Source organism: Acidianus infernus (genome assembly GCF_009729545.1).
GTDB classification, from domain to species: Archaea; Thermoproteota; Thermoprotei_A; order Sulfolobales; family Sulfolobaceae; genus Acidianus; species Acidianus infernus.
In genome coordinates, this window is the sequence record NZ_WFIY01000004.1 from 509,743 (window position 1) to 534,992 (window position 25,250).

At 34.2% G+C, this 25,250-nt stretch carries 22 protein-coding genes, 2 tRNA genes and 2 pseudogenes; 14 read left to right on the forward strand and 12 right to left on the reverse strand.

Annotation, left to right across the window (positions count from 1 at the left end; translation table 11 throughout):
- Nucleotides 1–53: 53 nt before the first annotated feature.
- The gene (locus D1867_RS03045; protein ID WP_155862757.1) at nt 54–854 is read left to right on the forward strand and encodes a M56 family metallopeptidase; all 801 of its coding nucleotides are present in this window, start codon (nt 54–56) and stop codon (nt 852–854) included.
- Here the strand turns inward: D1867_RS03045 and D1867_RS03050 are convergent.
- Nucleotides 851–1,369, reverse strand: a complete 519-nt coding sequence (locus D1867_RS03050) for an SLOG cluster 4 domain-containing protein (RefSeq protein ID WP_155862758.1) — start codon at nt 1,367–1,369, stop codon at nt 851–853. The two genes, D1867_RS03045 and D1867_RS03050, sit on opposite strands and share 4 nt — an antisense overlap.
- A gap of 136 nt (nt 1,370–1,505) precedes the next feature.
- Between D1867_RS03050 and D1867_RS03055 the strand changes: the two genes are divergently transcribed.
- Nucleotides 1,506–2,039 carry a hypothetical protein gene (locus tag D1867_RS03055; RefSeq protein ID WP_155862759.1) on the forward strand — a complete coding sequence of 178 codons (534 nt, stop codon included), beginning with the start codon at nt 1,506–1,508 and terminating at the stop codon, nt 2,037–2,039.
- On the opposite strand, the gene treZ is transcribed toward D1867_RS03055, so the two are convergent.
- Nucleotides 2,024–3,703, reverse strand: a complete 1,680-nt coding sequence (gene treZ, locus D1867_RS03060) for a malto-oligosyltrehalose trehalohydrolase (RefSeq protein WP_155862760.1) — start codon at nt 3,701–3,703, stop codon at nt 2,024–2,026. The two genes, D1867_RS03055 and treZ, sit on opposite strands and share 16 nt — an antisense overlap.
- 177 nt (nt 3,704–3,880) lie before the next feature.
- Between treZ and glgX the strand changes: the two genes are divergently transcribed.
- Genes glgX through D1867_RS03075 form a run of 3 tightly spaced genes read left to right on the forward strand, consistent with a single transcriptional unit; the run spans nt 3,881 to nt 8,201 of the window.
- Entirely contained in the window at nt 3,881–6,013 is a 2,133-nt protein-coding gene (gene glgX, locus D1867_RS03065; protein ID WP_155862761.1) for a glycogen debranching protein GlgX, read from the forward strand.
- A 2-nt stretch (nt 6,014–6,015) separates the two neighbouring features.
- Nucleotides 6,016–8,025 (forward strand): malto-oligosyltrehalose synthase, encoded by a 2,010-nt coding sequence (gene treY, locus D1867_RS03070; protein ID WP_338077941.1) that lies wholly within the window; start codon nt 6,016–6,018, stop codon nt 8,023–8,025.
- Complete coding sequence (locus D1867_RS03075; protein WP_155862763.1) at nt 7,965–8,201, forward strand: hypothetical protein; 237 nt, start codon at nt 7,965–7,967, stop codon at nt 8,199–8,201. Before treY ends, D1867_RS03075 begins: the two co-directional genes overlap by 61 nt.
- Here D1867_RS03075 and D1867_RS03080 read toward each other — a convergent pair.
- Nucleotides 8,186–9,538 carry an outer membrane protein assembly factor BamB family protein gene (locus D1867_RS03080; RefSeq protein ID WP_155862764.1) on the reverse strand — a complete coding sequence of 451 codons (1,353 nt, stop codon included), beginning with the start codon at nt 9,536–9,538 and terminating at the stop codon, nt 8,186–8,188. The two genes, D1867_RS03075 and D1867_RS03080, sit on opposite strands and share 16 nt — an antisense overlap.
- 104 nt (nt 9,539–9,642) lie before the next feature.
- A pseudogene (locus D1867_RS03085) lies at nt 9,643–10,307 on the reverse strand (PALP domain-containing protein); the annotation flags it as partial.
- Nucleotides 10,308–10,380: 73 nt separating this feature from the next.
- Here D1867_RS03085 and D1867_RS03090 point away from each other — a divergent pair.
- The 7 genes and pseudogenes from D1867_RS03090 to D1867_RS03120 all read left to right on the forward strand — a co-directional run bounded on the left by D1867_RS03090 (nt 10,381) and on the right by D1867_RS03120 (nt 14,475).
- The gene (locus D1867_RS03090) at nt 10,381–11,250 is read left to right on the forward strand and encodes a hypothetical protein (RefSeq protein WP_155862765.1); all 870 of its coding nucleotides are present in this window, start codon (nt 10,381–10,383) and stop codon (nt 11,248–11,250) included.
- Nucleotides 11,251–11,290: 40 nt separating this feature from the next.
- Nucleotides 11,291–12,262, forward strand: coding sequence for an ATP-binding cassette domain-containing protein (locus D1867_RS03095; protein WP_155862766.1), 972 nt, complete (start codon nt 11,291–11,293; stop codon nt 12,260–12,262).
- Nucleotides 12,259–13,026: an ABC transporter permease gene (locus tag D1867_RS03100; protein WP_155862767.1), complete on the forward strand. Its 768-nt coding sequence runs from the start codon at nt 12,259–12,261 to the stop codon at nt 13,024–13,026. Before D1867_RS03095 ends, D1867_RS03100 begins: the two co-directional genes overlap by 4 nt.
- A gap of 14 nt (nt 13,027–13,040) precedes the next feature.
- Nucleotides 13,041–13,274, forward strand: coding sequence for an ion channel (locus D1867_RS03105; RefSeq protein WP_338078089.1), 234 nt, complete (start codon nt 13,041–13,043; stop codon nt 13,272–13,274).
- A gap of 250 nt (nt 13,275–13,524) precedes the next feature.
- Nucleotides 13,525–13,722, forward strand: a complete 198-nt coding sequence (locus D1867_RS03110; RefSeq protein WP_155862769.1) for a hypothetical protein — start codon at nt 13,525–13,527, stop codon at nt 13,720–13,722.
- A gap of 197 nt (nt 13,723–13,919) precedes the next feature.
- A pseudogene (locus tag D1867_RS12360) lies at nt 13,920–14,170 on the forward strand (ATPase domain-containing protein); the annotation flags it as partial.
- A gap of 26 nt (nt 14,171–14,196) precedes the next feature.
- Nucleotides 14,197–14,475, forward strand: a complete 279-nt coding sequence (locus D1867_RS03120) for a hypothetical protein (RefSeq protein ID WP_155862771.1) — start codon at nt 14,197–14,199, stop codon at nt 14,473–14,475.
- Nucleotides 14,476–14,648: 173 nt separating this feature from the next.
- Here the strand turns inward: D1867_RS03120 and D1867_RS03125 are convergent.
- The 4 genes from D1867_RS03125 to D1867_RS03140 all read right to left on the reverse strand — a co-directional run bounded on the left by D1867_RS03125 (nt 14,649) and on the right by D1867_RS03140 (nt 21,304).
- Nucleotides 14,649–14,724: transfer RNA gene (locus D1867_RS03125), tRNA-Gly, on the reverse strand.
- A 249-nt stretch (nt 14,725–14,973) separates the two neighbouring features.
- Nucleotides 14,974–16,479, reverse strand: coding sequence for a carboxypeptidase-like regulatory domain-containing protein (locus D1867_RS03130; protein WP_155862772.1), 1,506 nt, complete (start codon nt 16,477–16,479; stop codon nt 14,974–14,976).
- A 59-nt stretch (nt 16,480–16,538) separates the two neighbouring features.
- Nucleotides 16,539–19,580: a hypothetical protein gene (locus D1867_RS03135; RefSeq protein ID WP_162309147.1), complete on the reverse strand. Its 3,042-nt coding sequence runs from the start codon at nt 19,578–19,580 to the stop codon at nt 16,539–16,541.
- Between the two features lie 398 nt (nt 19,581–19,978).
- On the reverse strand, nt 19,979–21,304 hold the full coding sequence (locus tag D1867_RS03140; protein WP_155862774.1) for a hypothetical protein: 1,326 nt from the start codon (nt 21,302–21,304) through the stop codon (nt 19,979–19,981).
- Nucleotides 21,305–21,381: 77 nt separating this feature from the next.
- On the opposite strand from D1867_RS03140, the gene D1867_RS03145 reads away from it, so the two are divergent.
- Entirely contained in the window at nt 21,382–21,621 is a 240-nt protein-coding gene (locus tag D1867_RS03145; protein WP_155862775.1) for a hypothetical protein, read from the forward strand.
- 10 nt (nt 21,622–21,631) lie between these two features.
- Here D1867_RS03145 and D1867_RS03150 read toward each other — a convergent pair whose 3' ends face one another.
- From D1867_RS03150 to D1867_RS03160, 3 genes are all read right to left on the reverse strand, one after another.
- A complete protein-coding gene (locus D1867_RS03150; protein ID WP_155864376.1) occupies nt 21,632–22,861 on the reverse strand; it encodes an NAD(P)/FAD-dependent oxidoreductase in 1,230 nt (409 codons plus the stop codon).
- Between the two features lie 97 nt (nt 22,862–22,958).
- Nucleotides 22,959–24,017: a glycosyltransferase family 4 protein gene (locus D1867_RS03155; RefSeq protein ID WP_155862776.1), complete on the reverse strand. Its 1,059-nt coding sequence runs from the start codon at nt 24,015–24,017 to the stop codon at nt 22,959–22,961.
- A 35-nt stretch (nt 24,018–24,052) separates the two neighbouring features.
- A complete protein-coding gene (locus D1867_RS03160; protein WP_155862777.1) occupies nt 24,053–24,541 on the reverse strand; it encodes a zinc ribbon domain-containing protein in 489 nt (162 codons plus the stop codon).
- Nucleotides 24,542–24,634: 93 nt separating this feature from the next.
- Between D1867_RS03160 and D1867_RS03165 the strand changes: the two genes are divergently transcribed.
- The gene (locus D1867_RS03165) at nt 24,635–25,138 is read left to right on the forward strand and encodes a hypothetical protein (RefSeq protein ID WP_155862778.1); all 504 of its coding nucleotides are present in this window, start codon (nt 24,635–24,637) and stop codon (nt 25,136–25,138) included.
- Nucleotides 25,139–25,142: 4 nt separating this feature from the next.
- On the opposite strand, the gene D1867_RS03170 is transcribed toward D1867_RS03165, so the two are convergent.
- Nucleotides 25,143–25,217, reverse strand: a tRNA-Gly gene (locus D1867_RS03170).
- Nucleotides 25,218–25,250: the final 33 nt, after the last annotated feature.

Sequence of the window (25,250 nt, forward strand, 5' to 3'; positions counted from 1 at the left end):
AAGTTGCTAGAAATTTAAGGAAAAAATATTACCTTTTATTTGAAGAGTATCACATGGTAACTAGATATTGGTTAAGATATTACATAGTATCTTTTGCCTCAATTGCAATTATCGACATTATAGTTTCTTCTATAGTTGTAAGCATACCGTTCTTTTATATCTTTCAAATTATTATGATATTTGGACTTTGGTATTTTATTTCTCCTTTTACAATGATAGCACTCCTAAAGATGAGAAAAGGAGGAGAAGAATTAGTAGAAGTAGTTGATAAGATTTCCAAAAAATTTGGAGTAAAAACTCCTAGAGTATATATATCTTATGTAGACTTTCCTAATGCTTTAGCTTTTGGCAATATTTTATTTAGAGGAATGGCAGTAACTTCGCCTTTATTAGACTTATTAAATGACCAAGAATTAGAAGCAGTAATTGCGCATGAAATTTCACACTTAAAAAATCACGACCCAGAAGTACTGATATTGACAATAGTAGGGATTAATTCGGTATACTCATTTTTAATATATTCATTTCCTCCTTATCTGTCAATAATAATTATTTTCTACTTTTTTGGTTTATTTCCACTATTTTTTGCTATTCATAGAAGAGTTGAAAAAAGAGCAGACATAACAGCAGTAAAGGAAGACAAAAGTTATGCAATACCCCTAGAGACTGCACTAATAAAAATAGCATATTTAAGCGATAAGTTACCTTCGTATATATTAAAGAACTTTCCTGAATTACAGATCTTGTTAATGAAATATGATATAATTTCGAGCAATTACGGAAATGGAGGTTTATTTAGAACTCATCCATCCCTCAGTGAAAGGTTGCGATATCTCAGTAATTACGAATATTAACCAAAATTCATCTTAATTTGAGTTATAGGCTTACAAACTTCCTTTGCTAAATCTTCTGGTGAAGAATAATATTCAACTTTCATTACTTTTCTGTTATCGAGATATTCTGGGAAAGCAGTTTTTAGCTTATCAGTAGAAAATCCTGTGTCAGTCAAAACTAAAGCTCTCTTTCCCATTGCATATGCCATGAAAATTTCTATAGTAGTACCTACTTCACCACCTAATGAAACTAATAAATCAGCCGATCTGACTAGAATTACTGACCTACACCTATATTCACAACCGCTATTTATTCTTATAACGTCTGGAGGGAGTTCTACATCTTCCCTTTCTTCTGGCAATATAACAACAACCTTAAGCTTCTTTTTTACAGCCTCGTCAACAACAACCTTCATGCCTCCCCAATAACCTCCAACTAAGATTGTCGGGTTACATTTGAGGTTTTCGAAGAATTTCCTTATTTTATCCTCTAATTCTTTATTTAGAGAACTATGAACGGCTATTGCTAATTGCATAATATCCAGAAGTTGAATGTTAATAAATTTCTTCCGTAAATTATTATTAATGAACTTATCCTTACAATTCTACATTCAAGGTATCCTTTTTAAACTATTACAAAAATACTCGAGTTCAAACTGCTTCGTGTACACTGTGAGCACAAATTCACCTTTCAGTTTTAGTGGGATCACCGGCAGGATTAAAATTAGAGGAGAATTTAGGAGAAAAATTAAATTGTATTTTTCCTGTGGCTCTATAACTTCTCATGTAGAATACAATTTACCTAAATCAATAGATGAATTATTTAAAATAACTCAAGAGATAGAAAAAGACGCTGAAGAAAAATTACGTGAGGTTATAAACAATTGCGAGTTAATTTCACTATGTGAAACTATAAGCGGAAAAACTAAAGTACACGTGATTAAAGGTAAAACGCTGAACTTAAATGATGAATTAAAAGAAGAAATAAGTTTTGCCTTGTTTAAACATTATGGAGGTAAAAAAGTATTTTTTAACCTAAGTGAAGAGGAAGGAATTCACGTAATTAACGTTATTAAAAATGATAAAAATAAAGTGTATATACAGCTTTTCTCTCCTAACCAATGGAAATTCTGGTACATCAGTGAGGATTACGTCATCGATGAAGACCTTTACGCAGTTATGAAGAAAATTCATAACTCCTCATAAACTCCTGCTCCTATACTAACTTTTCCTGGAAGAGAAGAAGGCATTCCGCCAGTAGTAATTATAGATTTAGCTTTAACATCTAAGTGCGTCTCGCCAAAACAAGCTATAACTAGATATTTTTCCTTTCTCTTAATTATTATGCACTTATTATCTTCTATCCTTATGTCAACGTCTCTAGAAAAGTCGTTAAATAACTCTTTTCTTAATCTTATTAATTCCTTATATAAGAATAGAATTTTTTCATTTATTTTCCAGCTTAGTTTTGATTTTTCAAAAGTAGAATAATCCTGAGGATCGTAATAATACTCTCCAAGTTCCTTCTTCCTACCCTCCCTTAAACCTTTTATTATTTCTGGATCAGAGAAATCCGTAAAGAATAGGAAGGGGTTAGTTTCGCCATATTCCTCGCCCATGAATATCATTGGAATATAAGGAGACAAAATGTAAAGGAAAGGAGCAATTAACGCTTTTTCGCCAACTAAGGATATTAACCTTTTACCGTCCTTCCTATTACCAACTTGGTCGTGATTTTGAGCATAAACTACGAATTTATTACCGGGTAAATTACCTACTGGTCTACCGTGGGTTTTCTTCCTAAACCTTGAGTATACTCCGTCATAAACGAAAACATCCTTTATTGCTTTAGCCAACTGCGTAATTTCTCCGAAGTCAGAATAATATGAATCCCTTTCTCCGGTAAGTAATGCATGTAAGGAGTGATGAAAGTCGTCAGACCATTGTGCATCAATACAATAACCACACTTATCCTTAGGTAATATTATCCTTGGGTCGTTTAAGTCGCTTTCCGCAATTAATAATGCCTTAGGGTTAGCTTCCTTTACGGCATCCCTTATTTCCTCCAAAATGTGTTTTGGAGAATTATCAAATATGCTATGTACTGCGTCAAGTCTAAGACCGTCAATATGATATTCTTTAATCCAATAAACAGCATTTTGCACAACGTAATGTCTTACTTCATCACTGTAAGCTTCATCAAAATTAAAGATAGGCCCCCAAGGAGTTTTATACCTTGTAGAAAAGTAAGGACCAAAGACTGAAAGATAATTGCCCTCTGGCCCAACGTGATTGTAAACTACGTCTAAGATAACTCCAAGACCCTTTTTATGAGCTTCATTTACCAATTCCTTGAGCTTTTGAGGACCACCGTAACTATTTTGAACAGCATAAAGTAATACTCCGTCATATCCCCAGTTTCTATTACCTGCAAATTGGTGAACTGGCATTAACTCAATTGCTGTAACTCCTAGTTCTTTCAAATAATCCAATTTCCTCTTAACTCCTTCAAAATCTCCTCCAAAGGCTCCTACATGCAGTTCGTAAATTAAAGGAAAATCTATTCCTTTCCAATCGCCATCCTCCCAAGAAAAATCGCCAATTATTTGTGACTTACCGTGAACGCCCTCTGGTTGAAACCTTGATGCGGGATCTGGATACTCTTTTCCTCCTAGCATGTAAGTATACATATCTCCAGGCTTTGCGTTATCTACCTCAACTGAAAAGTAACCTCTTTCCTCGTCCTCTAATTCCATTTTTATTACTTCTCTTTCCCCATCTTTATAGAGAACTAAAAATACCTCCTTGTGATAAGGCGCCCATACTCTGAAGAACGTAGATTTGCCATCAAAGTTTGCTCCTATATCCATATACTATAAGGGGAAAGATCGTTATTAAACTTAAGAACTCGAAGATAACTATAGTCTTTGCTATTATTACTTAATACAATATGGCTTCTTATTAAGGAGACAATTACAAGAAAAATTTCGCTAATAGGCTAAATAATTTAAAGTGAAGCTTAATTTTGGCTACATTTATATTTTAGTATGGCTTTTGTACAGGTACCTACAAGACCAGGCTATCCTTATCCTATAGGAGTATCTTTGACAAAAGATGGGGCTAATTTTGTACTATTTTCTGAAAATGCCACTGCAGTGCAACTCTTACTTTTCTCTCACCCTGACGATAAGGAACCTAAGGAAGTAATTGACGTCAAAGAAAGAACAGGAGATCTTTGGCACGTTTGCGTACCCGGGATTATGCCCGGACAACTTTATGCTTACAAGGTTGACGGACCATATAAGCCCGAACAAGGATTAAGGTTTAATAAAAACAAGACTCTAATTGACCCTTATGCTAAGGCGGTTGCTGGTTTTATAAAATGGGACGACTCACTTTTCGGTTACAAAATAGGCGACCCGAATCAAGATTTATCCTTTGATGAAAGGGATTCAACGCCTTTTATTCCGAAGTCAGTCGTAGTAAGCGACGAATTTGATTGGGAAGATGATAAGCCTTTAAGTTTAAGGATACCGTGGTCTCAGACGATAATTTATGAAACTCATGTGAAGGGTTTCTCAATAAAAAGGGACGATATAGATGAGAAAATAAGAGGAAAATTCCTCGGCTTAGCTTCTAAATCTGCAATTTCCTATTTTAAGGACTTAGGAATTACTGCAGTAGAACTAATGCCAGTACAGCAATTTGTTAGAGATAGATTCCTAGTAGAGAAAGGGTTAACAAATTATTGGGGTTATAATCCAATAGCCTACTTTGCACCGGATTGCGGTTATGCAACTGACTGCTTAGGAAAACAAGTAATTGAGTTTAAGAAAATGGTTAAAGAACTTCACGCAGCTGGAATTGAAGTAATAATAGATGTGGTTTACAACCACACGGGAGAAGGAAACCAGTTAGGACCAACTTTAAGCTTTAGAGGAATAGATAATTCTTCGTATTACATGCTAAACCCGCAAAATCCTAGATATTACATGGACTTCACTGGGGCTGGCAATACGTTGAACTTGAGACATCCTAGAGTTTTACAAATGGTAATGGACAGCTTACGTTATTGGGTTTTAGAAATGCACGTTGACGGCTTTAGGTTTGACCTTGCGTCAGCTTTAGCTAGAGAGCTTTACAGCGTTAACATGCTATCAACTTTCTTTGTAGCAATTCAACAAGACCCTATCCTATCTAGAGTAAAACTAATTGCGGAACCTTGGGACGTAGGAGAAGGGGGCTATCAAGTAGGCAATTTCCCTTACCAGTGGGCAGAGTGGAACGGCAAGTATAGAGATACTATAAGGAGGTTTTGGAGAGGAGAACCAATACTTTACTCTGAATTAGCAAACAGATTAATGGGATCCCCTGACCTTTATCAAGGCTCTGGAAGAACACCTTTTGCTAGCATTAACTACGTTACTTCTCACGATGGGTTTACATTACAAGATTTAGTAAGTTATAATCAAAAGCATAACGAAGCAAATGGATTTGACAATAAGGACGGAATGGATGAAAATTATAGCTGGAACTGTGGTTTTGAAGGAGAAACACAAGACCCCAACGTAATAGCTTGTAGGGAAAAACAAAAGAGGAACTTCATGATAACATTATTCATAAGCCAAGGAGTGCCTATGCTATTAGGAGGAGACGAATTAAGCAGAACACAAAGGGGAAACAATAATGCGTTTTGCCAAGATAACGAAATATCTTGGTATGACTGGAACTTAGATGAAAGAAAAAAGGCTTTTAGAGATTTCGTAAAATCGATTATATATTTCAGGAAAGCTCACCCAATTTTCAGAAGGAGGAAGTTTTTCCAAGGTAGGAAACTTTTTGGCTCGCCCTATAAGGATTTAACCTGGATTTCACCAGCAGGTACTGAAATAGACGATAAAACTTGGAACTCTCCAACGCAAACAATAGCCTTTGTTTTATCTGGAGATGCCATGGATGAAGTAAACGAAAGAGGAGAAAGAGTGGCAGATGATACATTTCTAGTGATACTCAACGGTAGTCCAAGTAGTATAAAATTCAAGATACCTAAACTAGGAGAAAAATGGGAGTTAGTTGCTTGGAGTTGTTTAAGGGATCCTAAGGAGAATGAGAAAATAGTTAAGGCAGAGCAGGAAATTCAAGTTGAAGGAAGAACTGCAATAATATACAAGAGAGTGTGAACGTGAGTTATAGAATACAGCTAAATAAGGAATTTAATTTCTCTAACTTAATATCAATCTTGGATTACTTACACGATCTAGGTGTAGAATGGTTATATTTGTCACCAATACTGCAAGCAAGGAAAGGTAGTACTCACGGTTATGACGTTTACGACTTCAAGAAGGTAAGCGAAGATTTAGGCGGCGAAGAAAAATTCCTTGAACTCTGCAAGGAAGCAAGAAGGAGAGGAATGAGGATAATAGTAGATATTGTACCTAACCACATGGCTCTAGAAAATCCTTATTTGCTCGACTTTCTAAGAAATTCAAATTCTAAGTATAAGAAGTTCTTCGACTTTGACGGGGATAAAATAGTCTTACCGATTCTAGGAGAGGAAGACCTAAGTAAACTGAAAATTGTTGAAGAAAATGGAGAGAAATTTCTAGATTATTATGGATTAAAGTTACCGCTTATAGGAGAGGGAAACGATCTCAAGGAGTTATTAAAGAAACAAAACTACGAGCTTGTTTACTGGAAAATGTTCGATAAAATAAATTATAGGAGATTCTTTGACGTAAACGGTTTAATAGGAATAAGGCAAGAAGATGAGGATGTATTTAACGAATATCATGAGAAAATTTTTGAACTGAAGGAATGTATTGACGGCTTAAGAGTTGACCATATAGACGGTCTATTAAATCCTAGAAAATACCTTGAAATGCTAAGGGAAAAAATGGGTAATGACAAGTACATAGTAGTAGAGAAGATCCTTTCACCAAAGGAGAAGTTGAGAGACTGGAAAATCGACGGAACTACTGGCTATGATTTTATGAGAGACGTGAATTTACTTTTTGTCAATTCAAAAAATGAGGGAAAATTTAAAGAAATATATGAGGATTTCGTAGGCCAGAAGCTAGACCTAGAGGAAGAAAAAATTAAGGCGAAGATTGACGTAATAAACCAGCTCTTCTATGGTGACGTGGATAGAATATTGAGAAAATTGAAGGAGTTAACGGGGAAAGAGATTAAAAAAGAAAGCCTAATAAAATTCTTATCGTGCCTTAACGTTTACAGAACATATATTACAGAGGACGAAATTGAGTGGGAAGATATTGAAGAAATAAAGGAATGCGCTGATGAATCTATCCTCGATTTGATTAACGAAAGAAAAGGGATGATGATATTACAACAGCTTGAAGATCCGATAATGGCTAAAGGTTATGAAGATACTCTCTTTTATAGATACAATCTGCTGGTCTCACTAAACGAGGTCGGAAGCGACCTAAAATTTGGCATTTCATGTGAAGAATTTCACGCTAGAAATATTGAAAGAGAACTGTTTTGGCCAAACACTATGATAGATACTTCAACTCACGATACAAAGCTCAGTGAAGACGTAAGAGCAAGAATAAATGCTTTAAGTAATTTTCCAGAAGAATGGAGAAATTTAATTAAGACATGGAGTGCTATAAATGAAAAATACAAGGTTAAAGGATATCCTACAAGGAACGACGAATATAGATTTTATCAAATTCTATTAGGCACGTGGAGCTGTTATTCAAAAGAGTATGAGGATAGATTAGTAAATTACATGATTAAAGCAATAAGAGAAGAGAAAACTAATACTTCTTGGTTAAATCCAAACCAAGAGTACGAAAATGCTACAATCAACTTTGTAAGAAGAGTTATTAAGGATAAAGAATTCTTATCATCTTTTATTCCATTCTTTAAAAAGATAAATAGAGTAGGTAGTATTTACTCAATAGAACAAGTAATACTGAAGCTTACTTCTCCAGGATTGCCAGATATCTACCAAGGTAATGAAACCCTAACTTACTTAATGGTTGACCCAGACAATAGACGGAAAGTAAACTTCAACACACTAGCGGAAATGCTTAAAGAAATAAAATCTGAGGACCCAGTGACTTTATTTAAGAACGAAGAATTTGGTAAGCTTAAGCTATACGTAACTTGGAAGTTGCTAAACTTAAGAAGAATAGGAAGGAATTATTCAAAGGTTATAGGCCAATAAAGTTTAACGGGTGCGGATTTGAAAGAAATGGACTAATCACTTTAGTTACATTTTATCCTTTCGAGAATTTTGAAATTAAAGTAAAAGGAAAATATTTGGGCATTATAGATTCCTCTACTCATGAAGATATAATAAAAAGTAGAGAATTGCCTTTTGGGGTTTACGTTAAACAGTAGAGGGGTAAAGAATCTACTATTCCGTTAACTCCTACTAAAATTAGAGAATTGCAGGTTAAGAGCATATTACCAGGACCTGGCATTACAGGGGTTTGAAAGCCCTTAATAAGATAGCCTTCAGAAGATAAAACAAATAAGTATCCACTAGCGTTCTGTATAATTATCTTACCTTCATATATTTCAGGATTATCTACAGTAAATCCAGTATTGAAAGTCCAAATAATCTTTCCAGAAGTTAAATTTACTGCATAAAGTATACCTACTGGAGAATCGTGATAAACAACGCCGTCAAATATAGTAGGTGGTGGAGATTCAAGATTAGGTGGAATCTTTGTACAACCTTCATCTATACACCATAAGATTTTCCCGCTAGTAGCATTTACCGCGAATAATATTTCCTTGATTGAAACATTAGTCCTTATAGTATAAGCACTTACAACTACTCCGTTACAATAAGCCGGTGACGAATCGTCTAAACCGCCTAAAGAAGGATAAATTGATGAAAAGTTTATATACCATGCTGTCTTTCCATTAGTAGCATTAATAGCCCAAAAAACGTACGGATTTGCGCTTCCAAAATAAACTACATCGTTAACTAGTAGCGGAGATGACATGCTATCATAGGAAGTTATATTTTTGCACCAACAAACTTCTCCATCTAGATTTAATGCAATAACTTGTCCGTTTCCATTAGCTTCAATGATCTTACCGTCATAAAACGCTGGAGTAGGCATGTCCTCTCCTAAGGTTTTATACTCCCATAAAATTTTACCATTAGTCGCATTTAACGCTATTATAGCGTTATCACCAGTGCCTCTTACATGACAATTTTGGAAAATATTGTTTCCAAGACCAATTATTACTATACAATTTATCACTATAGGTTGAGTCATTATTTGATTATTAAATTTTTCAAACCAGACTATCTCTCCATTAGATATATTTATGGCATATACACAACCTTGACAAGAGCAAAGTTGCCTATTAGCTAAGTTCATTGGACCAGAAGTAGTTACTAACAATAAGCAGTGATATACTGAAGGCGGAACTATAATGGCAGTAGTAACATTTAGGATGAAAAATCCTGCCTTTATTGGGATAAAATACACGTGGGAAGGAGATCCCTCAAATAATGTTGTATTTTTATCATAAGGTGATGTGAAAGATATTTCATATATAGTTAGATTGTACATATTGCGAATTTCTTTAGAAATAGAAGAATAAGAAGACTGCCTTTGATTATTATGATAATATAATAAAGATGAGAAAGAATGCAATATTATAATTAATAAAAAAATTAATATGAGCATAATTATTACGACTAACTTTCTTTTCATTGCCTATATAGATTATATAGAGGTTATAAAGATTTTTATTCACAAAAAATAAGAATCTAACTGAAAAGAGAAAAAATGTGAAATATATGAAATCTAAGCCCACATTACTTGAAGCCTAGCACCTCAGCATAGTTTGCTAAATCTAATAGCCCGTGGCCTGAAAAGCTAACTAACACTGTTTTCTTTTCTCCTGTTCTCTTTGCTTCATCAGCAATCTCCTTAATTATTGGTAACGCATGACTGGTTTCCGGTGCTGGAACCCATCCCTCTATTTGAGAAAATAGCTTAGCCCAGGCAAATGCCGTTTCTTGGTCGTAATCTCTCGCTTCAACTATTCCTTTGCTCATCAATAGAGATAAAGTAGGTGCAACTGCGTGATATCTTAATCCACCTGCATAAACTGGTGGGGGAATGAAATCTGCGCCTATTGTATACATCTTAAGCTGAGGCAATATTTTTCCAGTATCCGGATAATCATATTTATAAACTCCTTTAGTCATTTTAGGAACTTCTAGGGATCCTGAGGCAATGTATTTTCTCTTAACTTTTCCAGAACGCAACTCCTCTCCTAAGAAAGGAAAAGCTGAATAATTTGATCCCCCCACCTACTACTCCTATGATCCTCTCCTATCATTTCCATTTGAACCTTAGCTTCTTGTCCTGCAATTGTTTTAAAGAGTATATCAGAATTCATTACGCTTCCTATAACATACTTTCCGCCATTCTCTAGAGCGTATTTAACTGCCTCCGTTATTTCTATTCCAAGAGAGCATAATTTTTGATGAGAGGTTTTAGAAACTGTTGTAAAAAGGTATTTTAATGCTGGCAAGATAATACAAATTATGAGCAAAATAGTAGTTGGGTTAGCAACTATATTAGTCTTAATTTCATCAGCGATGTTACCAACTATCTTTATGGCGAATTCGTCATCTTCTACATATTTTATGGATTATTCGATAAACTATCACTCTTACAATTCAGGAAAATACTTTACCACATCCTATAAAGAATCCTCAATAAATTTGAATATAACATCAACAAAAATAAATAGCAATAAGTATAATAATACAATCATCATTACGGGCTATATATTCACTAACTATTCTTCACCGCTCATGACTTCAGTTAATAATGAGACAATACATTATGTTTTCAATTTCACTTCAAAATATCCGTTAGCTAAGGAAATAACAATATTTAACTTATCAAGTTTACTAAACATGACGCTTAATATTACTAATGAATTTAAGATATTCAATATCACAGTTAATTATAAAATAAATTATCAGCCAAATGGTACTGAAAGTGTAACCTTTAACGGTAAGCAATATACTTTAGACTCATATAAAGCATTCTTATACCTAAGCGCACTTGGCAAAAATAAGTATGCTAACATAACCTACACGTCAACTATGATAGGAAATATATTAACGTTCCAAAAAGGGATACTTTATAAGCTTTACTTAACTGGTGAAAGCCAGAATAACATTACTTTCTACAAATTCCTAAATACTTACTCCAAAGGTAATGAAACATTATGCATATTGCTGAAGAATACGAATATAAAATTAGACAGCGTTATGATGCCAAATAACAACCAAGAAAATGTAAATTCGACACGGCAAGAATCAATTAAACCTGAGGAGTTTTTAATTCCAGCAGGAATAATAAGTTTACTTGCAGCTGCACTAATTTTGGCAAGAAAGTTCTAATAGCAAAAAGATATATCTTTGTTTTTATTATTATATTCTCATGAGCATAGTTATAGCTAAGAATCTTACTAAGAAGTATGGAGAATTTGTTGCTGTAGACCATATTAATTTTGAAATAGAAAAAGGGGAAATTTACGGGCTTTTAGGACCTAACGGGGCAGGAAAAACTACAACAATAAAGATGCTCACTGGGTTAACTCCGATAACAGAGGGAGACGCAATAATCGCAGGAATTTCTGTAAAAAAGAAGCCAAGAGATGTTAAAAAAAGAATAGGTTGGATATCTTCGGAAGTCATTTTAGACGACGAACTAACTGCCTGGGAAAACTTAGAAATTCAAGCAAAATTGCTAGGAGTAAAAGATTGGCAAGAGAAGGCTGATCAGCTTCTGGAATACTTCGGAATAAAGGAATTCAAGAACAGAAAAGCAGGAAAATTCTCAACCGGAATGAGGAAAAAACTTGAAGTTTCAATGGCATTACTTCACTCTCCAGAAATAATATTTATGGACGAACCAACTATAGGGCTAGACGTAAATACTAGGGCTTCCCTTTGGAATTTAATTAGGCAAATAAATAGGGACTACCAAGTTACAATACTGCTGACTACTCACTACATGGAAGAAGCGGATATGCTATGTAATAGAATAAGCATAATTAACCATGGAAAAATAATTGCTCAAGGTACGCCAGAAGAGCTTAAGGAAAAATATGGAGGAGATGTAGTAGAAATAGAATTAAAGGATATTAAAAACAGTGTTATTTCAGACCTAGAGAGCGTAGGAAAAGTAATAAAGAGAGAAAATGGAAAAATTGCAATTAAGGTAGGAAACGCTGAGGAAGTTTTATTAAAGATAGTAGGTATAGTAGGTCAGAATAATATTAAATCCCTCAAGATAAACAAGTCGTCTCTTGACACTGTATTCCTTAACTTAACTGGAGGAAGTTTAGAAGAAAACGAAGAATTTGACGCAAGAAGATTTTACGCAATGCTAAGGAGGGCGAGAAGATGATAGAAGGTCTAGAAGCTTTATACATGAGAGAAGTTAAGAGGATTTATAGAAGTATTTACATGTGGATCATGATAGTTTCTCAGCCAGTGATGTGGTTAATATTCTTCGGTAGTTCGCTTTCCGGCTTACCTAAAGAAGTACTAATTTCATTCTTCCATACTACAAACTACATTGCATTTATTCTTCCAGGAGAGCTATCTGTATCAATGCTTTTCGTTGGAATGTTTTCCTCAATGAGCTTAATACAAGATAAAAGGTTCGGTTACATGAAAAGAATCTTTATAACTCCAGTACCCAAATATTACGTCTTTCTGGCAAAAGTCTTCGGAGGAATAACCAGGGGTTTATTGCAAGTGCCAATATTAATAGGAACTGCAGTAGCTATGGGCGTTTCCCTTAATATTAATTTAATAAGTATATTAACACTACTGTTGTCGTTAACTTTCTTAGGCATGGGTTTCTCGTCACTTTACGCAATATTCACAATAAGAACCTCAGATTGGCAAGCACCCGGTGTTATTGCAAACTTACTTAACTTACCTCTAATGTTTTCCAGCACAGCACTATTTCCAAGAGCTTTTTTCCCTTCATGGCTAGCCGCAATAAGTGATGTAAACCCAATAACCTACTCAGCAGAACTTGGTAGACAAGCCTTACTAACAGGAGATCCTAATTGGTATTACCTAGGTTATCTAGCGGCATTTGGTTTAATAATGCTAGTTGTGGGAAGTTACTTGACAAATAAATACATGCAAGCTGAGTAATTAGAAGGTAAAGTATTCTATTATTATTATTATTTTTTATGATATTATTATATGTTTCTATCAACGAGGTCAATAGCATCACCTATTCGGTGTTTCTAGGCAATATAGGGCATAATTTTAATGCTTGTATGAATTTAGTTAATTCAATTTATTTTACACTAATAACTTTATCTACAGTAGGATATGGAGACATAGTACCTGTTACTCCTATAGCTAAACTATTTGTAGTAACATTTGATCATATTTGATATGAGAGCTTTATTAACTACTAGCTTATCTGGAGCGAATTCTAGACTTATCAAACGAATTGCAAAGAATACAAGAAATAAGGTAATTCTTATATGAAGCAGTAACCTTGAACTTGCACAGAATTTTGAAAAACCAAGAAAATCTCATGTTAGTCTCCGATAAATACGAAGCTGAAAAACTCTCAGAGATGGATTCGAAAACATATGCAGTCAACTTAATTTCAGAAAACGAAATTTTTATCTAGAAAAAGTGAAGGTAATAATAGTAGATATACAAAACTCTTCTGATATGCTTTACGTAATTTTAATTCTAGTAGAGATCACAAAAGACGCAGAAATCATAGCAATAGTTCATAACGACGATCTCGGAAAAAGGCTAGAAAGCGTAAAGAAGTTTAAGGATATTAAGTTTATTAATCCCAGAAAAAATCGCTGGAGAATTACTTAAGTCGCCTGAAGAATAATAATTCCTTTTATCATTGAAAATTTTTCTGACAAATTTTAAAGCATGAGTTTACATATTTATTACATGATTTATGTAAAGAGAGGTATCTACCCTGGTATGTATGTTCTAAATACTTTATGGCGGAATGCAGGAAAGAAGCGTAGCATTATTATCTAGAGGACCAGGAACTGGAAAATCAAAAGAGAGGTTTTAGAGGCCCAGAGTAGAACACATTGTAGACGGAATTATTAGAATGAATTTAGACGAGATAGAAGGTAAGATGTATAGGGCAATAACTGTATGGAAGATGAGGGATACAAACATCTCAATGGTTAGACAATAACGGAATAGTAGTTGAATGGGATAAATATCTTATAACAAAAGTATTAGCTTATGTTTACCAAAAGAAGAAATGAAGAAAGCAATGAAAGAAGAGGAGGAAGAAGAGTAAAAAGGAGTTAACTTTTTAAAAATATAATGTCAGTACCTTTAAAAACTATTGAAAGAGAAGATATAAGAAAATTGGAAACAGCACTCCTATTGACTGCTTTATATTCTAAGGAAACAATTGATACTATAGAAGAAGAAAAAGAAAGAATAACATCGATTGACTCGTTATATATAGCAGCTGCATTTGCTAGAGAAAAAGCTGGAATCCCAACTTCAAAGATAGCAGATGAAATAGGGATTACTGAGGATACAATAAGAAGGCATTTAAGAGGAGAAACAAAAGCTAGACAGTTAATAAACACATGAGAAAATAGAAAAAGAAGGTTTCGTATTTAATCTAGGAGTCTCAAACGATAAAATAGGGAAGAGTTAAAAAACTACTCAAAGAAGCATTAAAGGAAATACAATAATATTTTTATTATTTATTATAACTACTTTAAATTACTCATCAAGTTTTACCTAATCATAAATAATATGTATGCGGCCGCCGGGATTTGAACCCGGGACCTCCGCCGTGGCAGGGCGGCGTCCTAATCCATGCTAGACTACGACCGCATTATTTATCTTTTATTATTAGGATTTATAGTTTTCTATCTTCCTTAAGTCGATGACACAACGCTAGAAGAGAATATAGTAAGTTGTTATAGATAATTTATCATATATACTCTCATTAATTTAAGTTTCTCCATACATTACCATCAAGACTCTTCATAATTGCATTAAACTAAACCTCAAGAATGTATAATAATTAGTCAATCATCTAAAATTATCAAAATTAAATAAAAGATAAAAAATAAATTAGCTTTATGCTACTTTCCTAAATACAAGTACTATAGCAACTATAGCAATTATTAATGCTATTATTCCTAGTATTAGGCCACCATATACTAGAGAAGTCAGGCCACTTATCTTAGAGTTGTCAGAACTTATCTCTGAATTTACATTTTGAAGCGATGAATTGACACTACTTACTTGAGTCTCTAGGCTTGAAACCTTACTACTTAAGCTGTTTAATTCATTAGTTAAATTATCTATTTCATTAGTTAAAGTCGAATTAACTGTATGTAATTCTCCAGATAATGTCATTAAAGTACTATTTATTTCGCTTATCTCTTCCTTTAACATAGATATCGTCATATTAAGGTATGTTATATTATTCTTAAGTAGAGATATTTCGCTATATAACATAGTCACTGTATTATTTAAGCTATTTACTTCAGCCTGCAAATTATCAATTATTGCTATGTAATTAGGTTGCACGGATACTAAAGTTACGAAGGTATAAGTATTAGTTTGATATTTTCCAGTAACATAAATTTCTAAAGTATAAGGAACTGTATAGTTTGGTAAAACTATTGTTAAATTATACTGACCATTTCCAATGTATTTGGCAGTGGATGTAAATTGCTTACCGCTAATAGTTAAATAAGAGCCCGATATTGTTGCACCTTGGACTGGAATACCAGACACAGTAGCATTTATTATAATTGATAGATCGGTACCCATAAAGGCAGATGCAACATATACTGGTTCAGGAGTACCTGGTAGTGACGCAGGCTTTGCAGGTTCTACAATTCCCATATCTTGGAAGCATACTGGCGTTAATACAAAGGTTATTGGATGAGTAGTTAACTTCACGGTAACAGGAGTTATGTGGTCAGCAGGAACTGTAACTTCTTCGTATACTAGTTGATATCCAGGCTTTACTGCAGTAACATTATACTCGTTAGTCATAGTATAAACATATGGAACTACTAGTGTAGCTAAACCTTGCGAGTTAGTAGTATTAGTAAATAGTAACTGTCCACTAGTTACATTATATATACTTACTGTAGCACCAGGTAACGCTACACCATTAGAATATACATATACTAGGAACTCTATTTCATTAGGACTTATGACACATATTGGAATAGTTTCTGAAGAGCCGGCTACTGAAATTGTTACATTATATTGACCCGGTATAAAGGCAGATAGTTGAGTACCATTTGCCTCAAATAATGTAACTGGAAACGCGTAATTAGTCGCTGTAAACATATGACTTGCATTTAACTGACCTATTGGAACTCCTGCTGACGTCATCCTTATATCATAAGGACCAGATATAGTAACTGCTACAGTGCTATTTACTGGAGCTATTGGATCATAAACTGATATATTCAATATCAATTCCTTTGCATTTATTAATGCTATATGTTCACCAGGAACTGGTGAATATACTGTCAAGGCAGTACTACTACCTAGCGATAGAGTAACAAATAGCCCAAACATTAATATTCCCAATACAATTAAATTCATATATTTAACCATTAAGGATCACCTTTTATACATAATCTGATAAACAAAAAATTAAAAAAGCTTATCATAACTTATTGACTTCCTGTCGACGTACTAAAGTAGTACTCTCCACTGAATACTTTTCCTACGAATCCTATAGTGGTGAATGGCTCATATGTTAATGGAACTACTATAGCAGTTATTGTAATATAGTATGTATGTCCGTTAAGTATTGGCTCTAAGAATAGCAAGTCGTACGCTGCTACGAAGTGTGGAGATGTGGAGCTAAAGTTAAAGTATATTTCATATGTGTATATTGGGTGACACGGTTTCGCAGTACAGTTATAGATTGTTAACACTAGATATCCAGAGTAATAATATCCTGGAATATTAGCTGCAACTGTTACTGATAATTCTCCATCTATATAGTTGTATATAACTGGGGATACATTGTATACCACGTTAGGAATCTCTGTTAGAGTGAATGTAGAGTTTGCTGATAATCCATCAACTACTACACCAACCTTGAAGTATTTACTTGGTTCTAGTGGCATTATGTTTGATAGTTTACCTACAATTATTTGCATCTTGGTAGCTGGGTTGTATATTGCCAAGTAAGAGTAGTTCAATGGATATGCTGTTACAGGAGTACCTTTGCTATTAGTTACCTCAACGTATAATGTTGCTGTGAATACTCCACTGGATGGAGCAGTTTCAGTTAATGTTATTGGGAATACTGTGCTATTGTAGTGTAGTATAGTTCCATTATATAATATTACATATATGCATGTTACAGTAGTTGTGACTATGGTAGTTGGAGATAATTCGCCCAAGCTCTTATCACTTAAAGTTACAGTTATTGGATATGTTGCATTAACATTGACGAAGTAGAATATCTGGCATCCTGGATGTATTATATCAGCAAATGGAGTAGCAGGTGCGTAATAGAAGGCTTGAGATGGTGGAGATATAGCTACAGTGACACCACTAGATACTAACTTTGTCATATTAAGAACTGTAGAGTTGGATGCTATATCATAGTAGCACACTATAACGTACGAGTTGTTTAGTACAGTTAATGCTTGGTTAGGAGTTATGTGTAATATATTCTCTAATCCTATTATGCTTATCTCGAAGGAATAGTTCCAGAATGGTGGCATTGGAGACATCTGCTTCATAACATTGCTTGTTAATAGTGCAGTTATGTTGCTCGGGCTTAAGTATATTCTCTCCATAGTGCCATTAGCAAATTTTACGTATATACCCATTATCTTTCCTACTTTAACTTCATGGCTTGGAGGATAGTATGGTGGAGTATTTGGATAGTATATACTTAAGGATGCACACTTATAGCCTGGACAAACTCCTAATATTAGCTCTGAATCTCCGGATAAGTGCTGTAAATATACATACTGCCCAACTTTATAGTACTCATGAGATGTTGCGTTGTAATAATAGGTATTAACATACCCAGCTAAGGCATAGTTGTATCCATAGTCATAATCTATTATTTGGCCACAGAAGTACGGACTAGATAATGGCACACACTTAGGCATATATAATAATGGAGTGTAAACTTTAATGTTATTGCACGTTATAGCAATTTCCCTATCTACAGGACCGAAGTAGTACTGTACTGCGTAGTCACTATCGTTATAGACTAATAGGAGCTTTGCATCTTTTAATTGACAAGGCTTAATTAATACATATAGCATATCTCCGCCTATACCAGTAGTATTAGGCTTTACAGTTGTTGGAATATAAGTTAAATTATCTACACTGGATAACAAGAACTGTATTGAGAACTTGTAGACGAAGTTGTTGAATCCATTGTTCGTGGATACTTGGCATAGAGCTAGGTATGGGAAGTTGATACTTACTACTTTATTGTTACCTACCATTAAGGTTGCAGTTAATCCATTACCGCCATGACCAAAGTTATTGTACCATGCTTCATTTATTTTACAATATGGGTTCCATAACTGGTTAGCAAATGTTGGACACTTATGTGCATAAGTCCAGTTGAGCATGTCGTCTGCAGCACGTATCGTAACATTTACTATCATATATGGTACTGAATCTGGACCGGATGTGTTAGGTAATTCTGGGTTAATCTGATTACTATAGAATGTCTTATAGTGTATGCATATTGCTGGTGGAATTATAATTGGGTGGAAGCTACCATTATTCAAGGTAGTTGCAACTGTATCGTATGGATAAGTTGTACCTTCAACGCCCGTTACGTATACTGTACTAACGTTGCTCCATAAACCTAAGTCTACTAAGAGTATATAATTCACTGCAGTGGATGTAAAGTGAATTGTTGTAGGAGATACTGCAGATGCCACACCGGGTATGCTGGTTTTTATGTTTTCTAATTCACAGATGAATAAATTATTGAAATAGAAATACGCATGTAGAGTGTATTCAGTATATGGATAAGTTGTCATGTTAGCGCATAACTTAACGCTAAAGTTGAATTTTATAAGGCCTTCTATTCCTGGTAACGCCGGAGTTGCATTTATAGATAATGTTAATGTAGTATTATAAGGTAAGTAAGATACGTTAAAGTATAAATCGCTTAATTCTGCGCTAGTATTTATATATTGTGCATTGGGGAAGTAGGAGTTTACCATTGCTAATGTCCTATAACTATAGTAGAATGGCGTTGGGGGAGTTGTGTTAAATAAGTAGCAATTGCCAGAATTATATGGTGGCAATGTATTTGGAATGACACCTTCCGTAGTCCTTGCAAAGAATTTTGAAGTCACATTTACTATTTGATTCACTGGTGTCATACTAATTCCATATTCTTTCAATAATTCATTGAATCCTGTAGAGTTATAGTAATATATCTTACCCTTGTATATTATTGACTGATTATATACTTTTAATGGTAATGTAGTATTAAATGGTGGAACGTAAGTTAGGTTTACTGCAGTTAATGTTACACCATTAGCTTCTACTATTCCAGAAAATCTACCAGGTAAGCAATTTCCTCCGGTTGCCGGATTAATTACTGCAGTTATTACTCCTTGATTACTTGCTAAGAACGTTGGAATTAATATTGCCAAACTTAATGCATATATAAAAACTAGACCAGCACTTATTAACTTCTTGGTCGTGCGATCCATACTAGATCTGTTGAAAGTGTTATCATATTCCATATTAAAAACTTACGACTACAATAGTATACAATAGAATAATTGTCTTTTATCAATTATTAGCTAAGATAAGTATAAAACAATGAATAAAATTAAGGTACTATATAAGAATTTTTGCTTATTCGAAGAGCTAAAACGAGAAATAATTTAAGTATATTTCGTGTTTACTCGTGGCTTAACTTCTCACAAGCTTAAGGGATCATATACCCTTCGAGGGAAACACTACTACCCTCTCACCCTTGTGAGCACTCATCAGTTGAGAGATTATCATAATAAAAAATACACATAGTGTAATACTATCTACTAGCTATATAAATAAAAAAGTATAACTATCCAAAACGGTATTTAGAAATGATTATAACGAGTAGTTACGTGAAAGTGTTGTAGCCTGCTATTTGGAAACCAGAGACGTAAATGCATTCACCCCACATTATTTCTACTGTAACTCCTATTGGATCATAAGGATACTCCACTGGGCAGAAACCGCAAATTTTACAGCCTACCCACATTGCTTTAGCTTTTATTTCCCCAAATGGAACAACGCAAGAGGTAGATTTTGGGACATTAATAAGGCATTTTGTATATCCCCATTCTGTTTCATTATAATTTCCTTCATATTTCGGTAAAGGTTTTAAGAACCAACACCAACTACTTATAAATTTAGGAGTTATATAGGGTAACTTTATTGGAATATATTTTCCATTACATATTTCGTATAGTTTGATGTAAATTTGACAATTACAATTAATATATATATTTAGCAAATAATTATAAACTTTACATGCGAGAAAATTAACTTTGGTTTTAAGTGCTAAATAACTACATGATGTTAGAACTCCTAGACCTATACAATTGGCTGTCCTAGAAACATATCCGTGAGATACATTAAGTAATATACATTGGAATCCCTCGAACGGCCATACACCAGAACCTGCATCGAGAAAGTAATTTCCAAACTCAATCTGACCGTAAAAAGACCCAGAGTATATCCCCACAGTAGTTCCTACATCCCCACGATGTCTGCATCTTGTTCCGAACATACAAGTGAAATGTATAGTAAGGTTTATGCATAATGGCTTATGGCTCTGTTTAAGAACAATTAATACTGCATTATTAATTCCGCATGGTTTCCAATCATTTGTAATTGCAGAAGGATTATTGCATATCTGCACAGTGCTAGGATTAGTATAGGACGTGTAAGGAGTCTTCAGCACGTATACCCAATATGATGGGTCGTATGATGATGAGCTACTCTCTTGTGAATGTGGCATTGGATCGGCATAAATTATGTTTCCTAGTGTTGTTACCATTGCCAGCTTATTGAAGTTACCTATTTGATATTCTAAAGCGGGGTATTTATTCCACGTAGTTCTAGTTGGCTGCGGATCTATTATTTGAATATAGCCGCCTTTATATCCTAAAAAGTAAGAGATATTTAGCGGAATTGGCGGAGAAGAGTAGTATACTAATAGCGCCTCGCCAGTTACGTTACAGTAATAGAAACCTATAGGAGAATTCTCAGTATTAACTTCGCTCATCTGTTCTTCTACTTCTATCTGCAATGGTTGTATTGCATTTATGTTCTCTTCCTCCTTTGAAGTTGTTGATGTTACAGTTAATGCTAATGGTAAAAGTACCGCTATCATCACTATTAAGAGAAATACCATACCTATAACTGCAGATAGACCTTTCATGTCTGTTTGGTTTATTTTAAAAATCTGTGAGAATAGCGAAAGTAATATTTAATTATTACCTTACTAATTACCCAATTGTGAAGCTGATCCTTAATTTAAATAAGTACACTGCTACTGTTATACTTTTCTTATTATCTGTTTTATCTAGGTTAATGGGAATATCTTGGATTTATCAACTTATGTATTTTATTTTCACCGTCCCAGACTATTCAGTTCAAGGATTCTTGCTTAACATCTCTATGATAATAATTCTCTCTTTTCTAATAATATTAATGGGAATAACAAAAGTTATAATAATATTAAAAAATAGAGTATAAGATTTTGGCTTTACCACTCGCCAAAGTATTTTTCTAATGCTAAATCTCCTTTACTCCACATGAAGTACTTCACGAATAATTCTTTCTTTATAGAATTAACTGGTGAAGGCACTGCGGTAGAGTGTGTTCCCTTATACATGGTATTATCGCTTACTGCAACTCCATAGCCCTCTAAAGGATTATCTGCTATACAAACCACTGCTGGGTCATATTTGTCAATCTTAGTTTGTACTCCTAATCTATTAGCTAAATGTTGTGCAGCAATTCTTCCAGTCTTTACTGCTAAATACGCCAATTTTGGAACTGTCATGGAATTTGCATCTCCTGAAGCGTAAACGTTATCGTATTTTATTGAGACCATGTTTAAATCGGTTGGTATGAAACCACCATCGTCAACTAAATCTGGAGTAGAATTCTTTAATGCAGGATTCCCAGTATATGGTGGTAATATTATTGAAAGGTCTGAAGGTAGTTTATTACCTTTTTCGTCTATTATTTCTTGTTCAGTGATTTCTCTAACTCTAAAGTTTTGAACTAAAGTGATACCTAACTGCTTATACATTTCCCCTACTGCTTTTCTCGCTTCTGAAGATAAGTCTGATAAGTACTCTCCTGGAGAATAAACAGTCATCTTTACTTTATCAAGTATTCCTTTCTTCTTAAAATATCCGTGAAGCATTAATGACATTTCGAAGACTGGCCCTTCACAAGCAGCATCAGAGAATGGAGCTAAGTTCTCAGGAACTTTAGGCCTTGGATTACGACCTTGATAGAAATAGCCTGAGCCTATTGTTACATTTCCTCCTTGAAAAGTAGCTAATCTGTCCCTTAATTTTAGCGCGAAATCTGGCTCACAAACGCTGTAACCATATTTATCCCAGCCTTTTATTAATTCTGTTCCTAAGTGTGCACCTATTCCAACAATTACGTAATCGTATTCTTCCTCCTCAATTGAGCCGTCAGGTTTTTTATATATAACTTCGTTGTTTTTTGCGTCTATTTTTATTACTTTTCCTTCTTGGAATTCTATACCTTTTTCTGGTAATGCTTGAGATAAGTCTAATTTAAATTGATCTACATCCTTTACTCCTATAGAAACGTGGGGTAAATCTAACCTTAGCCAACTAAATCTGCTCTCATTTATTAATTTTATTTCAGCTTTGCTTCCTACTAACCTTTTTAGTGTATATGCAGGAGTTAAAGCCCCGAACCTTCCTCCTAATACTAATACTTTAGTCATTTTTATCAAACAAAACTATATGTTTGAACATAAAAAACCTTTTTTATGTAAAGTTATATTTTCCAATTAATCTAACTTTTTATAAAAATATGAAAAATTAACATTCAAAAGTTTGACATAAAATTTCCTTTAATTTCTCTGCATGATTTTCCCAAGATAAATCCTTCGCAGTATTCCACGCATTAACGCTCATTTTATGCCAGTTTTCTAAAGTTTCATTAATCCTATCTACGGCTTCTTCCCAATCTCTTACTACAAATCCATTTTCACCCTGCTTTATTAGCTCCTTACTTCCTAGACCTTCGTTAACTATTACAGGTACTCCGTAAGCCATTGCCTCAATTACTCCCAATCCTGGACCTCTTTCATTAAAGCCAAACCTTACAAGGACTAAGGCTTTTGAATATAGCTCTACGAGTTTTTCCTCGCTTATTTTTCCAGTTACTGTTACGTAATCTCCGTACTTTCTTAAGAATTCTTTTAAAGTATCTTCCCTAGCCCAAGAACCTGCCATCACCATTTTACCTTTTATTCTCTTTGCTATTTCGCCGTAAATCTCTGGCTTTCTTCCGGAGTCCCAAGTTGATACTGCCAAAACAATTCTTTCTCTGCTTTCTGGCAATTTACTTACCGGATAACAGCCCGGGTATATTACTTCAGATTTTATTCCATATTCCTCTAAAGTCTTCTTATTCCACATGGAGTTAGTAATAATAACCTTTGCATTTCTTAATACTTTTTCTTCAATTTTCTTAGGTAAAAAGTATTTCACCCCTTTCAAGGGTAATGATGTTTCGTGGAGGTAAACTGCGTAATCTTCTCCATAACGTAATTTCCTTACGTAACCGGTAATTCCTGCAAATTGGTCATGATAAAGAGTAGGTCCCCTAATCTTTGTTGCTCTTAAAATTAAGTCAAGGTCTACTGTTGCTTCCTTTCCTCTATGTTTTGCATAAATTGAAGTTATAAAAGAGAAAAGAGGAGTAAAGAAGCCTTTTTCTCCCCTTTTCCTAAGTATTAAATAATTTACACCGTCTAACTTATAATTTCCTCCAGCATCCCTATAAATTATTAATTTCCATTTAGTATTCCTAGCTTCTTCTATAGCCATTTTAGGAACAGCACTATTCCATAAAAGTCTTACAGCAATCTGCATTAACAAGAAGAAAGAAGAAAAAAGAAAATAATAAATTAAGCTAATCTTGCACCGCAATTTATACAGAACTTAGCTCCTGGCGGATTTAAGTAACCGCATTGCGGGCATCTGATTTGTTGAGGTGCTTGAGGAGCAATTGGTTGTTGAGAAGCAACTGTCGGAGTTATTTGTTGATTAATAGGTTGCGTTGTTGGCATCGGTAAGTCGAATAAACCGTCATTAATTTCCTTATCTATTTGAGTTAATAATCTTCTATTTATCAATTCTCTGCCTATGGGCCCTATGTGTTCTTCTTCAATTATTATCCTGAACTCAGATGGAGAGCCAGTAACTCTAACTATTAATTCTTCTGCATGATGAAAATGACCTTTCTTTAGTCCTCTAATTATGTAATCTTGGTATTGCGGATTACCAATCATCATTGGCTGCATAGTCGATTCCCAGCCTTCTTGCAAAAGTATGCTATTAATTTCTTGAGCTAACGCTTGAAGGTTTACATATCTTCCTGTATAGAGTTTCTGCATATTATATTACCCATTTATTGATTTAATAAATCTTCGTGAGTTTTTATTAGTTTCAACTTTGTCTCTTCTCTTTTATTATTAAAGCACTATGTCATGGAATCTTTATCGTCGTTTATATTAGTAGGTGCAACAATTATTTTAGGTGTTATAATTTTCTCATTATTTGCATCATATGGCGCTATCTACGCTACAAACGCTTTAGAAGTTCAAGACGCTCAATATTATTCTTCTGGGCTTAGAATATCCGCTGGCTCCCCAGCAGGGAACCAAGTACCTATAATAATAAACGATTTTAATTATCCAAATGGTTGTATATATCTCGTTGCATTTTTTATAAAGCCTTGTTATTCTAAGTCTGCGTCAACTGTTACTCCGAGTTGCTTTGCATTAATAAACTCAACGTCGCCCACAGAAATGACGTTGACAATACTCGGTTTAAACAGTAATATAATATATGAAGGTAACGCCGATGTATACAAAGCACACGTAGGAAATTTAGAATTAGTTTGCACTAAGCCAGGATATTATACAGAGTTATGGATAATAATGAAGATAGATTGCAAATTCTTTAGAATAGGCTACTATGTTATAAATTAATGTATGCGGCCGCCGGGATTTGAACCCGGGATCAACAGCTTGGGAGGCTGCCGTCCTATCCAGGCTAGACGACGACCGCAATTAATATTATATTTATGTTTTTATATGTTTT

Excerpts from the sequence above, each read along its gene's own strand:
- D1867_RS03045 (WP_155862757.1), top strand. The coding sequence starts at position 54 with ATGGTAACTAGATATTGGTTAAGATATTACATAGTATCTTTTGCCTCA.
- D1867_RS03050 (WP_155862758.1), bottom strand. The coding sequence starts at position 1,369 with ATGCAATTAGCAATAGCCGTTCATAGTTCTCTAAATAAAGAATTAGAG.
- treZ (WP_155862760.1), bottom strand. The coding sequence starts at position 3,703 with ATGGATATAGGAGCAAACTTTGATGGCAAATCTACGTTCTTCAGAGTA.
- glgX (WP_155862761.1), top strand. The coding sequence starts at position 3,881 with ATGGCTTTTGTACAGGTACCTACAAGACCAGGCTATCCTTATCCTATA.
- D1867_RS03080 (WP_155862764.1), bottom strand. The coding sequence starts at position 9,538 with ATGAAAAGAAAGTTAGTCGTAATAATTATGCTCATATTAATTTTTTTA.
- D1867_RS03090 (WP_155862765.1), top strand. The coding sequence starts at position 10,381 with ATGAGCAAAATAGTAGTTGGGTTAGCAACTATATTAGTCTTAATTTCA.
- D1867_RS03095 (WP_155862766.1), top strand. The coding sequence starts at position 11,291 with ATGAGCATAGTTATAGCTAAGAATCTTACTAAGAAGTATGGAGAATTT.
- D1867_RS03100 (WP_155862767.1), top strand. The coding sequence starts at position 12,259 with ATGATAGAAGGTCTAGAAGCTTTATACATGAGAGAAGTTAAGAGGATT.
- D1867_RS03120 (WP_155862771.1), top strand. The coding sequence starts at position 14,197 with ATGTCAGTACCTTTAAAAACTATTGAAAGAGAAGATATAAGAAAATTG.
- D1867_RS03130 (WP_155862772.1), bottom strand. The coding sequence starts at position 16,479 with ATGGTTAAATATATGAATTTAATTGTATTGGGAATATTAATGTTTGGG.
- D1867_RS03135 (WP_162309147.1), bottom strand. The coding sequence starts at position 19,580 with ATGGATCGCACGACCAAGAAGTTAATAAGTGCTGGTCTAGTTTTTATA.
- D1867_RS03140 (WP_155862774.1), bottom strand. The coding sequence starts at position 21,304 with ATGAAAGGTCTATCTGCAGTTATAGGTATGGTATTTCTCTTAATAGTG.
- D1867_RS03150 (WP_155864376.1), bottom strand. The coding sequence starts at position 22,861 with ATGACTAAAGTATTAGTATTAGGAGGAAGGTTCGGGGCTTTAACTCCT.
- D1867_RS03155 (WP_155862776.1), bottom strand. The coding sequence starts at position 24,017 with ATGCAGATTGCTGTAAGACTTTTATGGAATAGTGCTGTTCCTAAAATG.
- D1867_RS03160 (WP_155862777.1), bottom strand. The coding sequence starts at position 24,541 with ATGCAGAAACTCTATACAGGAAGATATGTAAACCTTCAAGCGTTAGCT.
- D1867_RS03165 (WP_155862778.1), top strand. The coding sequence starts at position 24,635 with ATGGAATCTTTATCGTCGTTTATATTAGTAGGTGCAACAATTATTTTA.